Source organism: Mycoplasma simbae ATCC 49888, from assembly GCF_000702705.1.
Taxonomy (GTDB): Bacteria; Bacillota_I; Bacilli_A; order Mycoplasmatales; family Metamycoplasmataceae; genus Mycoplasmopsis; species Mycoplasmopsis simbae.
Genome location: NZ_JNJG01000004.1, coordinates 47,090 through 61,197, shown reverse-complemented (window position 1 = coordinate 61,197; position 14,108 = coordinate 47,090). Strand labels below are relative to the sequence as shown.

The window sequence follows — 14,108 nt, the reverse complement described above, 5'->3', positions numbered from 1 at the left end:
TTTAATTATTCTCCTGTGTTTGATTACTTTGATCGATTAAATTAACATGTTGCTCACGCATCTCATTAACTCATTCAATATTATTCATTAAATGTTTACTTTTAACAATTACTCGTTCTAATGTTGCTCAGTGTGGCTTACTTATTTCAGCATAAATTACAGTGCTAGGTAAAATCAATGTATCGACATTACTTTCGTGAAAACCTTCAAAATATTGCAATCCTTCAGGTAAATTTAACTCGTTTACGTATGAAACATTAAAACCTGCTACACGTTTAACTGTGCTTGGAATATTAATTTGAGCTACACGACTAAAGGCAAAACCATTAAGCTCAATTAAACCTTCTGGAAATTCAATTTTACGAATTCATTGATTGCTTCTAAAGGCATCACTACTGATGTATTTAAGTGTTTTAGGGATGATTAATTTTTTAATTTTGGTGTCTTTACCACCAAAACCGCCTAAAACTTCTAATTGGCTTGGTAATTGAATTGCTGTTAGTGCTGAATCTTCAAAACTAAAAGGCTCAATTACTTTTATGCTATCAGGTAAGATAACTTCTGTTAGTTTTGGAGTACGAGTAAACCCGCCAATACTGGTTAGTCCTTCATTTAGAATTAACGAGTCAATTTGTGTATTGCTAAATGAACCAGGTGCTATTGATTCAAGATTTGCTGGTGTTTTTAATGAAGTTATTTGTGTTCCAGCAAAACCGCCCAATCTTTCAAGTCCTCTAGGCAAGTCTAAAGTTTTAATAGCTGTATTGTCTAGTGTTCCTTGATATAGATATTTCAGTGTTTTTGGTAAATTTATTGACTTGATATTGGTATCTGAAAAACCACCAAAAGAAATTAAGTTAGAAGGCAGGGAAAGCTCTGAAATATCTGTAAAATCCAATGTTGATCCATAGATATGTTCAAGAGTTGAAGGTAAGCTAATTTCCTTAATTTTTCAGTTTTTAAATCCACCAAAAGTTTTTAAATTTTTAGGTAAGTTTAGTGTGCGATAACTTCCTGTCATTTCGGTGCGATAATCCAATGTTGAAGGCTCAATAAATTGAACGCTTTGAGGAATTTCAATGTTTCTAATTGCAGTATTAGCGAATCCACCCAAACGAATTAATCCTTGAGGCAAGGTTATATCGCTAATTAAAGTTGTATCAAAAGCACCTTTACTTATTTCTTCTAGACCAGCTGGTAAATTTACAGCCACTAGATTAGTGTTGGCAAAGCCACCTAATTTTTTCAGTGTTGAAGGCAATGTTAATGATCGTAAAGCATCAGCTGAATTAAATGCATCTGCAGTAATTTCCACAACTCCTTCAGGAACGCTAACAGTATCTATTTTTGTGTGTGCAAAACCACCCAATTTACGCAGTGATTTAGGTAATGTAAGCTTATTTATTTGTAAGTGTGAGAATGAATTTGGACTAATTTCTTTAAGCTTTTGATTAAAGCTAATTGAAGTTAGTGCGGTATTACTAAAACCGCCAATTTTCAATAAGTTTTCATTGATTTGTAAAGATGAAATTGTAGTTTTATCAAATGAACCTGGGTGAATTACAAGCAATGATTCGGGAAGGGAAAGTGATGAAATTGATGAGTCTTTAAAACCGCCTAACTCAACTAAACCATTAGGTAAATCAAGTTGTGCAATTTTGGTATTATCCAAGGTATTAGGCAAGATATTTTTTAACGTATTAGGTAGCTGAATACTTTTGATTTTAGTGTTGGCAAAACCACCTAAAGTTGTAAGTTTGCTTGGTAATTTCAAAGTACTAATATTGGTATTATCGAAGGCATTTTGACCAATAGCAGTAATCTTATCGTGTAAAACTACAGTTTCCAAATCGTACATATTTTTGAAAACATTATTGCTAATTTCAGTAAATTCATCTGGAATCACAACACTTTTAGCTTTTTGATCAAATAAAGCCTTAGCTTTTTTTACTGTTAAAACGTGTGGCAGATTTTCTCTAGCGTCAAAATAAGGATCCACTTGAGTGTTTGTTTTTTTAGTTTTATTGCCATTATCTGTATATTCACAAGCAATAGCTAACATTGGAATAGATAGCAATGATGAAGAAAGTAATGAGTTGAATATGTGTTTTTTAATCTTCATATTGTTCCTTTACAAAAGAGGAACTGATATATTTAATTTAAAAAATTAAACAAAAATATCCTCTATGTGACAAGGGGATATTTTTAAGTCTTTATTGAGCCACGCATGAATTACCATGATCTGCTCGTCGGTATAATCTCAGCCGTTTCCAGCACCCTTGTCGTTAATATTATAAACTAAATACTATTTAAGATAACAATAACTTATATTTTTGCAACAAAAAAACACCTAAATATTGTATTTTAGGTGCTCTTTAAGTGTTTTTGCTTCCTCAGGCAATCTTTTTTCAAGTAATTTTAATACACAAAGTTGTTTAAACAACACATCATGAATTTGTTCAACACTAGCTTTAGGTGCATTTGGATAAACAAGTGGCAATACTTCTCAAGCGTATTTGCTTTCAATTTCAAATAGTTTTGGATCAGCATCAATTTCATTACGTAAGCCAAATAAAGATAAAATCATGCTACCCACAATTGATCTTTTAGCTTCGTTGTGGGCCAGTCAAATAAATTGTTTATGTTTAGGGTTGCTAATATCAATTTGACTCATTGTTTCAACACCTTCTAGCAGTCCGCCTGGATAAATTTCATTTTCAGCATTGATACGAACGAAATCAGCAAGAATTTCTGGGCTGTATTCAATTTCATCTTTTTCAATAACTTTATCAATAAAAAGATTGAAATAACTCACTAATGTTTTGCCCGCTAGCTCTTTTTTGATGTTGCTTTCAAACGAAGATTTTTGTTCTTGCAATTCATTTAAAAGTTTTTTATCATCTTGAGATTCACTTTGTTGTAAATCCACATTTTTTAAAGCTTTAGCAGAGTGAATAGTGATAGTTCAAAATTGATTAGCAGGATCATTTAAGGTAAAGGTTTCACCAATTTTTTTGCCAATTAACTGCGAATTTATTGAAAAAGACTCAGAATTTAGTGCTTGAAGGTCAACATTTTCTTTTTCATCAACTACTTGACCATCTTTTGTAGCTTTCATGCTTAAATTGACAACATCTTTTTCAATAATGTCACGGCCTGTTACTTCTTCAAAAGTTGGTCTATTTTTAATGAATTGACTAAAAATTTCATCTAATTGAGCTTGCGTAACGATATTAGGATCAAATTCAAAATTGATTTCATCAATGTTTAATTTTTCAATTTCTTCACTTTTGTAAAATTGCAATTTTATTACTGCTTTAAACTCGTTTTTATCATCAATTACATCTACTAATGGTCGACCAAAAGGCAATATTTTACCGTTGTCTTTGTGTAATTGAGCGGCAAATTTGTCAATTTCTTCTTCTAAGATTTTTCTGCCTGCTTCTTGACCCAATTGATCAGGTGAAAGTTTAGCTTTAGTTTTAATAGCTTGCATAAGAATTTCATTTTTAATCTTTTTAAAATCTGCACCATTAACATTAATTTCTTTAGTGCTTGTAGTGTATTTAATCATTACACCCCCTTGTTAATTATTAATTAATTATATTGTAATGTTATTTGTTTAACTTTTGAAATGTATTTTAATTGTTGCGGTATTAAAAAAATCTGTAAAAGTGCAATATTATTTTGGTAGTTTAATATTTTTATTTTGCCAAAACACCGATTTTATAGGCAAATTTGGCAAAATAAATATTTTGTAAAATTATGATACACACGGCTCAGTTGTTGTATAATAGTTTCGTTATTTTATATAGCAATATTTTTTAATTTATTTATTTTATTTTCAGAAAGGAAACTTAAATGCCAACAACAAACCAGTTAGTTAGCAGCGGTAGAGTGCAAAAAGTTCGTAAACAAAATGCTCCTGCATTGAACTTAAGCTACAACACTCTTACTAAAGCTTCTCGTAAAGAGTCAGCTCCGTTCAAACGTGGTGTATGTACACGTGTTGCAACAATGACTCCTAAAAAACCTAACTCAGCTATGCGTAAATATGCTCGTGTTAAATTATCAAATGGTATGGAAGTTACTGCCTACATCGGTGGTGAAGGACATAACCTACAAGAACACTCAGTTGTTCTAATTAGAGGTGGTAGAGTTAAAGACCTACCTGGTGTTAGATACCACATCGTTAGAGGTACACAAGACTTAGCGGGAGTTAATAACCGTAAACAAGGTAGAAGTCTATACGGAACCAAAAAAGAAAAAGCAAGTAACTAATAAATAAGGAAAGAGAGAAAATATGTCAAGAAAACACAAAGCTCCAGTTAGAGAAGTGCTAGCTGACCCAATCTTTAATTCTGTTCTAGTTACTAAATTGATTAACTCAATTATGCTAGATGGTAAAAAATCTGTAGCACAAGACATTCTATATTCAGCCTTTAACATTATTAAAGAAAAAACAAACAAAGATCCGCTAGAAGTATTCCAAACAGCGATCGAAAACATCACTCCTCAACTAGAAATCAGAACAAGAAGAATTGGTGGTACAAACTACCAAGTTCCAACAGAAGTTTCTGCACGTAGAAAACAAACTTTATCACTAAGATGATTAGTTCAATACTCACGTCTAAGAAACGAAAAAACAATGGATGTTCGTTTAGCTAACGAAATCATTGATGCATCAAACAAAACAGGTGGCTCAATCAAAAAACGTGAAGACACACACAAAATGGCCGAAGCTAACCGTGCTTTTGCTCACTTTAGATGATAATTGGAATAAATTATGGCAAGAGAATACGAATTAAAGAATTACCGTAATATCGGTATTATGGCCCACATTGATGCAGGAAAAACAACAACAACCGAAAGAATTCTTCTACACACAGGTAAAATCCACAAATTAGGTGAAACACACGATGGTGCTTCACAAATGGACTGAATGGCCCAAGAACAAGAACGTGGTATTACTATTACTTCAGCTGCTACAACAGCGTTTTGAAAAGGTACAAGAATTAACATTATTGACACCCCAGGACACGTTGACTTTACCGTTGAGGTTGAAAGTTCATTACGTGTACTTGACGGTGCTGTTACAGTATTAGACGCCCAAAGTGGTGTTGAACCTCAAACAGAAACTGTTTGAAGACAAGCAACAAACTATAAAGTTCCTAGAATTGTTTATGTAAACAAAATGGATAAAATGGGTGCAGACTTTTTCATGTCTGTTGACTCAGTTAAATCAAGACTAAATGGTAATGCAGTTGCAATTCAAGTACCTATTGGTGCTGAATCAACATTTACAGGTATTATTGACCTTGTGGAAATGAAAGCATACATTTACGATGGTAAACCTGAAGAAAACCCAGAAATTACTGAAATTCCAGCCGAATATCTAGACGTTGCTAAAGAAAGAAGAGCAATGCTAATTGACTCACTTTCAACCTACGATGACGAATTTATGATGAAACTTCTAGAAGGTGTAGAACCAACAGAAGAAGAACTTAAAGCAATGATTCGTAAAGCAACTTTAACATCTACTTTCTTCCCATGTGTATGTGGAACAAGTTTCAAAAACAAAGGTGTTAAAAAAATGATTCAAGCTGCGGTAGATTATCTACCTTCTCCACTAGATGTGCCTGCTATTAAAGGTTATCTAGGGGACCAAGAAGTTTCAGTGCCAGCTACTGATGACCATGACTTTGTGGCTCTAGCCTTCAAAGTTATGACTGACCCATTTGTTGGTTCATTAACATTCTTCCGTACATATGCTGGTGTATTGAAAAAAGGTTCATACGTATACAACACAACTAAAGATGTTAAAGAACGTATTGGACGTATTATTAAAATGCACGCTAACTCACGTGAAGAAATTGATGAATGTTACGCAGGGGACATTAATGCCCTTGTAGGTCTAAAAGCTACAACTACAGGTGACACACTTGTTGCTGAAAAAGCAGAAAAAGTTGTACTAGAAAGAATGGTTTTCCCAGAACCAGTTATTTCTCAAGCTCTAGAACCTGAATCAAAAGATGCTATGGAAAAACTAGCTTTAGGTTTACAAAAACTAGCTGCTGAAGACCCTACATTTAGAACTTACACAGACGAAGAAACAGGACAAACAATTATTGCTGGTATGGGTGAGTTACACCTAGATATTATCGTGGACCGTCTAAAACGTGAACATGGTGTTAAAGCAAAAGTTGGTGCTCCACAAGTTTCATACCGTGAAACCATTACTAAAGAAGCCGAAGTTGAAGGTAAACACATTAAACAATCAGGTGGTAAAGGTCAATACGGTCACGTTTGAATTAAATTTGAACCAAACAAAGACCAAGGTTTTGAATTCGTTGACAAAATCGTTGGTGGTAAAATTCCTAAAGAATACATTAAATCAATCCAAAAAGGTCTTGAAGACAAAATGGCTAGCGGTATTTTAGCTGGTTACCCAATGATTGATGTTAAAGCTACTCTATTCGATGGATCATACCACGATGTCGACTCATCAGAAATGGCTTACAAAATCGCTGCTTCTAAAGCTTTAACTAAAGCTAAAGATTTATTAGGAACAGTTCTATTAGAACCAATTATGGACGTTGCTTGTGTTATTCCTGAAGATTACTTTGGTGATGTTATGGGAGATTTAACTCGTCGTAGAGGACAAATCGTAAATAACGAAACACGTAACGACGGTGCACACGTTATTCGTGCTCACGTGCCATTGAAAGAAATGTTTGGATATGCAACTGACTTGCGTAGTATGACAGCTGGTAGAGGAAACTACCAAATGCAATTTGATCACTACGAAAAAACACCAAAAAATATTGCTGACCAAGTTATTAAAACAAGAAATATCCAAAATAATGATGAAGACTAAAATGAAGCCTTTGGGCTTTATTTTTTTATCCTGACATAGTCAATTTTTAAAAAAAATATAGAAAAAATACTGCCAAAGCAGTATTAATTTCTAATATTTGATAACGGTGCGTAAATTTCAACTGGAATTAATAATTCACTATCAAGCGATGGATGATCCACTAAATTTGAGTAGGAATTGCTTGCTCCAACTTTCAATTTGACATTGAAGCTAAAGGCAACGATGCGGCCATAGTTTGAATTCTTAATCTTAAGTTCCAAATTGTCAAAAATTTCATCTCTGTCAACTCTAGTGTAAAACGGATATAGCGCAAATGATTGACTCATGCCGGCTAAAGAACCAATTTTAACACCTGAATAACGCAATTGATAAGCGTTTTTGTTATCGGTGAATGAAAAGTCAAGTGATTTATAAATTTCGTATTTTATTTTTTGCATTGAAGTTGCATCTATGCTTGCTGTTAAATTCACTTCTGCATCATTTTGATTTTTATTATCCAAGATTAATTTTTTAACATTCGAAACGGAATTAATAATTTCGCTCATAGTTTGAGGAGTGCCAAAAAATTCTACTAAATTAGATTTAGGATTAGCTAAATCTATTTTTCTAAATCCTGAATAAGTAAACCTTTTAGTAATTTGTGCTTCTGAAGAGTGATTTTCATCACTATTAGCGATTAAAACTTCTAGACCTAATGTGCCTTGAAGATCATCAAATGTCGCGCCGATAATTTTATCTGTATACAACTTAGCTGTTTCTTGATTAACTGAGTAGAATTTATTTTTTGTACCAGGGCCAAAGCCTACAGTTTTTGAACCCATTAAATCTGGATTTTTATTCAGTAAAGAGTCAAAATTAATAATATAATCCGATTTTGCAGGCTTAGTATTATTGATTTTTGAACTATATAATTGAGTATTTTCCACGTATAAAAGCATGTTAGCAACTAAAGATGGATATAAATCAGTAACTTCACTGGTTAATTCAAGCTGCGATAAGTGGTTTTCCTTGTTATTGTTGTTTGAATTGGTGTTTTTTGCCATTAAACCTGTAATTTCAAAAGTTAATATTTTGTGCTTTGCATCTTTTTGGAATTTAAGTTCAATATTTGATATCTTGCCTTCTGTTTGGTTAATCACAATTGCATCTTTTTGTGCATAACTAATAGTATATTTATTTGATATTTCGCTAGAAATGTGTAATTCACCCAGTAAATTATTCAAATTATTTAAATTTCTTGATCAAAATGAAGCAGCATCAAAATCTGAATAACGTGATGAAACAGAAACTGTTTTGTTTAACTGATCCAAATCAGAAAAATCAACAACTATTTCTGGTTTGGTGTTAGCTTCGTCACCGCCTGGATTTTTTGATTCACCTGGGTTGTCGTTTTTATTGTCGTCGCCTTGTTTTGAACCATTATTTTCACCTGGATTAGATGGTGTTTGAGTCGATCCACCTTGATTTGGATCCTTTTTTTCTTGTGTTCCTTTCTGATCTTTATCTTTGTTATTATCAATTATAGAATCTTGTTCGCCTTTAACTTCATTGTTAGCGCATCCTGCTGATATAACTATCGAGCCAATACTTGACAATGAAAGGGCTAAAAATAATTTGTTTTTTAATTTCATAGGCACTTATTTTAATACATTTTGAGTAAAATTGTTGAAAAATGCATAAAAAAACAACCTTATTTAAAAGGTTGTTAGGGCGTATAAAAAATAAATTAAGATATTAAAAAGGTATAACACTTTCTATGTAACAATGAGTTACGGATATAATTTTAGCATCAAATTAAAAAAACAAAAATATTTTTTTATTTTTTAGACAAAAAAATCATTATGCTAACGCATAAATGATCTTTCAATTTCAAGTTCTTTATATCTTAGATTATCGTTATATTGCATAAACTCTTCTTCGCTCATAGAAGTGTTAACCACGTTAGACTCGTTAAAGAAAAAAGCCTTGTTAATTCTAATTCTTACATTGCTCAAATCAACATTTTCATCCCTACGAGTTTTAGGGTTATAAGCTTTGACACTAAAACCATCCTTTGTATACAAATCATAGACAAAATAGGTTAGCGATGTAACATATTTATTTTCTTGATCAGGATGTTTGTCGATTTTATTGATTTCTTTATAAAAAACTACTTTATCTACATTGTTATTAGCTTTAATTGCTAATTCTTTTTCGCCACCATATCCGTGGTTGCTAGATAAAACTTCAAATTTTACTTTGGTTATATGTTTGTGCAGATCTTGGTTTAGGCTATTTTTATGCACCGAGCTAAAATCAATATTAAAATCAAAATTTAATACGTTTTGCATATCATTTTGAACTATTTCTAATGCGCTTTTTTGCAATTCACTTAATTCGCTTCATTCTAAATAGTGTTTTTGCTCACTTGCGCCAGTTTCGTTTATAGAACTGTCATTATTTGCATTGGTATTGTCCGATGAAGGTTCTGACTGCGAACCAGTATCAGTGCTTGGATTACTAGAAGGATTTTCATCTTGATTATTTACTACCGAACCATTATCGTTGTCGCTTTTAGGCGAATTAGGTTTTGTAGCATCATTTTTTGTTTTGCCTTCATCTGTTTTATTTTGAATTGTCGTGTTTTTGTCTTTTTCATTATTTTCAGAATCATTATTAATTTTGGTGCTATTTTCGCCCTTATTATGCGATGTGGTTTTGTCTGCATCACCATTTTTATTTGTAGTGTCGATTTTATTATTATCATTACATGATGACGATAAAACAACTAGTGGTAGTGTTAAAATACCTGACGAGATTAAAAATAAGTTTATTTTCTTCATAAATACCTCTTTTTAATTATATTCTTTTTTATTGAGTGGTACAATAATAGTGCTAATTAAAAGGCTTATAAAAAAAATAAAAAATATTTTTCTATTTCTAAAAAAGTTCTATAATTAAATAGCAATTTTGAGTTGCCCAGGTGGCGGAATAGGTAGACGCAAGGGACTTAAAATCCCTCGGAGGTTAACTCCGTGCTGGTTCAAGTCCAGTTCTGGGTACCATATGGTTGAAAAACCTACAAATGCGCCCTTAGCTCAGCAGGTAGAGCAAATGGCTTTTAACCATTGGGTCAGAGGTTCGAATCCTCTAGGGCGTACCATTTCATTTAAGTGGCCAAACAAGCATTAGCTTGTTTTTTTATTAAATTTTTATGCTTTAAGGCGCTAAATAAAAAATATTAAAAAAAATTTATTTTTTTATTTTGCCATTCCAAAAATTGTAGTATTATATTGTCAGTGGTTATAGCGCAAGGGATCACCTGATACCATTCCGAACTCAGTAGTTAAGCCTTGTAGTGCCGACGATACCAGAGATGGGAAAATAGGGAGCTGCTTTTTTTTATGCCTTTTTGGCACCGCAACCAGCATGTTATGCTGGTTTTTTGATACAATTTATGCGATTAGGAGAAATAATGAAAAAATTAATTTTAACTTCACCATTACTTTTAGCGCCCCTAAGCATGGTTGCTTGCAGCAATACTTCTGCCAAACCAAAAGTTTATACTTATCTAGATTTTTATAATTATGCTAGCGATAAATCTAAAGCTTTATTATTGGATAAAGATTTGCAAGCTAATGTTGTATATGATAGTTTTATGATATATCGTAATTTTGCTACCGTTGATGCTGATGAAGATGAAGTCCCAGCTGATATTGAGCAATTAAAACTTTCAAAAGTATTTAACCAAGAATTTTTCAAAAATAATTTTTTAGTTTATTTAGGTGGAGAATGATCAAGTTTTAGACTGCAAGATAAGGATACATTTGTGCAAACTTTATTCTTACCATTTAGAGTTAATAATGCTAATGAATTAGAATATTCGCTGGTGCAAACTAAACGCCAAATGAAGATTAATCCAAATCATAAAATCACCAAAGCATACGAAAGTTATTTTGCTCACTCATTGCAAAATGTTTTTTTAGCTTTTCCTAAATCGCAATATGTTAAAGTAGTTAAATTCTTACGCGATTTTAAAGCTAAAAAATATACTCAAATAGATATTGAGCAAGCCCAAGAAGTAGATTATTAAATGCGAATTGATAAATATTTAGCTCACGCAAGTGAATATTCACGCAGCCAAATACACTCTTTGGTTAAAAAAGGTCGTGTCCAAATCAACGGAATTACAGTTACAAAAGTAGTAAATATTGATCCAGATGTTGATAAGGTTTATATTGTTCAAAACTTAATAAAATACGAATTATATAGTGTGTATTTATTTAATAAGCCTGCAGGATATATTTGTGCTAATTTTGATGCCAACGAACCTACAATTTTTGATATCTTAAATTTAGATCCAAATAAATATTTTTCTGTTGGCAGATTAGATAAAGACACCGAAGGCTTACTTTTAATTACAAATAATGGAAAATGATCTAACTGAGTACTTAAACCCAAAAATCACGTTCCTAAGCAATATTATGTGGAAGTGGACTTTGAATTTAATGAGAAAATTTTAAGCTGAAATGATCCAATTCCAATTAGTGGACATGTTGTAAAAGATTATGAATTTAAATTTTTAACATCTAAAACTTGCTTATTAACTATTTACGAGGGCAAATTTCACCAAGTTAAGCAAATGCTAAAATTTTTTGGCTATAATGTAACATACTTAAAAAGAATAAGTTTTGGCGATTTAATGTTGCCAAATGATCTTGCATTAGGCGAAAAAATTAAGCTAGAAAATGATCAAATAAAAAAATTAAAAAATTTCTTTGACTTTTAAAATTATGTAGTATTATATTGTCAGTGGTTATAGCGCAAGGGATCACCTGATACCATTCCGAACTCAGTAGTTAAGCCTTGTAGTGCCGACGATACCAGAGATGGGAAAATAGGGAGCTGCTTTTTTTATACCCTTTTTTCAAAGAGGGTATAAAAAAAGCATGTTATTTATGTGATGTTTAGACCGCTAATATTTGCAAAAATATAAATTAATCTATAATTATTATCTATGAAATTTACTAAACCTACTTACTTCATTGATCTTGACGGAACTTTATTTGATACACGCGGAATTTACCGCGTTTCTTTGCGTAATCAAAGCGCAATTTTGATTATGAAAAATTTTGCCAATGTAGTTTTATCAACAGGGCGTTCATACTCAGATTATAGGGTTAAACAAACAATTAAACTGTTGCGTATAGACGATATTATTTGTTCTTCAGGAGCTGAAATATATATTAATCATAAACTTGCCTCTTTTATTCCAATTGAAGCCAAAAGTGTGCAAAATATTGTTAATTTTGCTAATTCACGCAAACTAACATTTGTAGTATATGACAACGATGGCGAGCACGCTTATTTACGTAGTAATTTCAGTGTTAAGTTAGCAAAAATGACCGTTTCTAAGTGAATGAAAACCATTCAACATGCTAACAAGTTTAGTCTGGATAACCATAAAGGCATAACAAAGATTTCATTTTTATTTAAAACTAACTTTTTTTCTCGTAAAACTGCTCAAAAATTATTAGATACGTATCCAAATACATTAAGCGCAACCACTGCAAGTAATAATTATGTAATTGAAATTACTGACATTAAAACAAATAAGGCCAAAGCAGCACAAGAATATGCATCTTTAAAAGGAATTGATCTTTCAAATAGCGTACATATCGGTGATTCCAACTCAGATGCGTGTTTGAAAGGATATGTTGGTAAATTGGTAGCAATGGGTAATGCTACCAAGGAATTAAAAGAAATTGCTGATGAAATAGCACCAAAAAACAAAAATGGTGGCATTTATAAATATCTTGTGCATTCAAAAACAAATATTAAAAAATAGCTATATTTATAGCTATTGTGCTTTATTGAAATGTTATATTTTTTATGGATTATAATCGGTATAGTATTTGACTATATTAAGTTAAAATTTAATAACTAATAGACATCGAGGCGAGGTAATATGAGTTTTATTAATGAAAAAAAGGTGCTTTCACTGTTTAGTGGCTGTGGCGGGATGGACATAGGTATCGAGGGAGATTTTACGTGCTTAAGCAAATCAATTAACAAAGCAATAAATAAAAGCTGAATTAGTGAAGATTATGGAGACTTTGTAAAACTTAAAAAGACTGGGTTTATTACAGTTTTTGCTAATGATATAAGATTAGATGCCAAAACCGCTTGACTAAATTATTTTTCAAAAAAAAGAAAAATTAATGACGATCTTTATAGAACAGAAAGTATTGTTGACTTAGTTAAGTACCATAAAAGTGGAAATTCTATATTCCCAGAAAATATTGATCTAGTTACTGGGGGGTTTCCATGTCAAGATTTTTCTCTAGCGGGAAATAGAGAAGGTTTCAATTCCAAAAAAGGACACAATAAGTCTAATGACTTTGATACAAAAACCGAAAATAGAGGCACATTATATTTGTGAATGAAGGAAGTTATAGGAATTGTTAAACCAAAAATGTTTATCGCCGAAAATGTTAAGGGATTGGTTAGCTTAAAACAAGCAAAAGAAAAAATAGAAAAAGATTTTTCCATAGCTTCGGGTGAGGAGTATATCGTAATCCCCGCTAGAGTATTGCAAGCTGCAAATTTCGGTGTACCTCAATCTAGAGAAAGAGTTTTTTTCTTCGGTTTTAAGAAAAGTGCATTAAAACCAACCGCATTATTAGAGTTGCAAAAAGAGTATATTATTTCTGATTATGATCCCTACCCCACCCCAACTCATAACTATAGCGCCAATGGCGATAATTTGTCCGACTTTATGAGATCAAGAGATGCTTTTATAAGGTTGGATGAACCAGATACAACAACCGATCCTTCTCAATCAAAATATTCTAGAGCAAAATTATCAAAAGGACAAGGCAATAATGAAATTAACCTAGATAATGTGGCACCAACCATAAGGTCTGAACATCATGGAAACATTGAATATAGAAGGCTTGAATTAAAAAACGGTGGGAGAAATATTGATGAGCTTTCTGCCGGTTTAAAAGAACGAAGATTATCCGTAAGAGAGTGTGCTCGTCTGCAGACATTTCCTGATGAGTACCAGTTCATTTTACCTAAAACTACCGATCTAGTAAGTGTTAGCGCTAGTTCCGCTTACAAAATTATTGGTAATGCAGTTCCTTGCCTGTTAGCTTATAATATCGCAATGAACTTGACGGCTAAATGAAATAAATATTTTAATGACGACTCTGAGTAGTTTGATAATATTAAAACTTAAAACGTAAAG

Annotated in this window: 11 protein-coding genes, 2 tRNA genes and 2 rRNA genes; 11 read left to right on the top strand and 4 right to left on the bottom strand. The window is 32.1% G+C overall.

All coding sequences use genetic code 4. The features are described from left to right. Nucleotide 1 precedes the first annotated feature (1 nt). Together T329_RS0100295 and T329_RS0100290 are read right to left on the bottom strand one after the other, a co-directional pair. Complete coding sequence (locus T329_RS0100295) at nt 2-2,122, bottom strand: leucine-rich repeat domain-containing protein (protein ID WP_051630097.1); 2,121 nt, start codon at nt 2,120-2,122, stop codon at nt 2-4. A gap of 228 nt (nt 2,123-2,350) precedes the next feature. Next, a complete protein-coding gene (locus tag T329_RS0100290; protein ID WP_029608451.1) occupies nt 2,351-3,574 on the bottom strand; it encodes a trigger factor-related chaperone in 1,224 nt (407 codons plus the stop codon). Between the two features lie 287 nt (nt 3,575-3,861). Between T329_RS0100290 and rpsL the strand changes: the two genes are divergently transcribed. From rpsL to fusA, 3 genes are read left to right on the top strand one after another with little or no spacing between them, the layout of a single operon-like run. Then, nucleotides 3,862-4,281, top strand: coding sequence for a 30S ribosomal protein S12 (rpsL, locus tag T329_RS0100285; protein WP_029608450.1), 420 nt, complete (start codon nt 3,862-3,864; stop codon nt 4,279-4,281). Between the two features lie 22 nt (nt 4,282-4,303). Then, nucleotides 4,304-4,774 carry a 30S ribosomal protein S7 gene (gene rpsG / locus T329_RS0100280; RefSeq protein WP_029608449.1) on the top strand — a complete coding sequence of 157 codons (471 nt, stop codon included), beginning with the start codon at nt 4,304-4,306 and terminating at the stop codon, nt 4,772-4,774. A gap of 12 nt (nt 4,775-4,786) precedes the next feature. Continuing rightward, on the top strand, nt 4,787-6,877 hold the full coding sequence (fusA, locus tag T329_RS0100275) for an elongation factor G (protein WP_029608448.1): 2,091 nt from the start codon (nt 4,787-4,789) through the stop codon (nt 6,875-6,877). An 83-nt stretch (nt 6,878-6,960) separates the two neighbouring features. Here the strand turns inward: fusA and T329_RS0100270 are convergent, their stop codons facing one another. After that, nucleotides 6,961-8,508: an LppA-related lipoprotein gene (locus T329_RS0100270; protein WP_029608447.1), complete on the bottom strand. Its 1,548-nt coding sequence runs from the start codon at nt 8,506-8,508 to the stop codon at nt 6,961-6,963. Nucleotides 8,509-8,721: 213 nt separating this feature from the next. Further along, nucleotides 8,722-9,699 carry a hypothetical protein gene (locus T329_RS0100265; protein WP_029608446.1) on the bottom strand — a complete coding sequence of 326 codons (978 nt, stop codon included), beginning with the start codon at nt 9,697-9,699 and terminating at the stop codon, nt 8,722-8,724. 134 nt (nt 9,700-9,833) lie between these two features. On the opposite strand from T329_RS0100265, the gene T329_RS0100260 reads away from it, so the two are divergent. The 8 genes from T329_RS0100260 (at nt 9,834) to T329_RS0100225 (ending at nt 14,078) form a co-directional block, all read left to right on the top strand. Further along, nucleotides 9,834-9,921: transfer RNA gene (locus T329_RS0100260), tRNA-Leu, on the top strand. Nucleotides 9,922-9,943: 22 nt separating this feature from the next. Beyond that, nucleotides 9,944-10,019: transfer RNA gene (locus T329_RS0100255), tRNA-Lys, on the top strand. A gap of 132 nt (nt 10,020-10,151) precedes the next feature. Then, a 5S ribosomal RNA gene (rrf, locus tag T329_RS0100250) occupies nt 10,152-10,257 on the top strand. Between the two features lie 74 nt (nt 10,258-10,331). Further along, nucleotides 10,332-10,949: a hypothetical protein gene (locus tag T329_RS0100245; RefSeq protein ID WP_029608445.1), complete on the top strand. Its 618-nt coding sequence runs from the start codon at nt 10,332-10,334 to the stop codon at nt 10,947-10,949. Next, nucleotides 10,950-11,645 carry a pseudouridine synthase gene (locus T329_RS0100240; protein WP_029608444.1) on the top strand — a complete coding sequence of 232 codons (696 nt, stop codon included), beginning with the start codon at nt 10,950-10,952 and terminating at the stop codon, nt 11,643-11,645. It abuts the gene before it with no gap. A gap of 19 nt (nt 11,646-11,664) precedes the next feature. Continuing rightward, nucleotides 11,665-11,770 (top strand): 5S ribosomal RNA (gene rrf, locus T329_RS0100235). Nucleotides 11,771-11,873: 103 nt separating this feature from the next. Continuing rightward, entirely contained in the window at nt 11,874-12,704 is an 831-nt protein-coding gene (locus T329_RS0100230; RefSeq protein ID WP_051630096.1) for an HAD hydrolase family protein, read from the top strand. A gap of 120 nt (nt 12,705-12,824) precedes the next feature. After that, nucleotides 12,825-14,078, top strand: a complete 1,254-nt coding sequence (locus tag T329_RS0100225) for a DNA cytosine methyltransferase (RefSeq protein ID WP_029608442.1) — start codon at nt 12,825-12,827, stop codon at nt 14,076-14,078. The last annotated feature ends 30 nt before the right edge of the window (nt 14,079-14,108 follow it).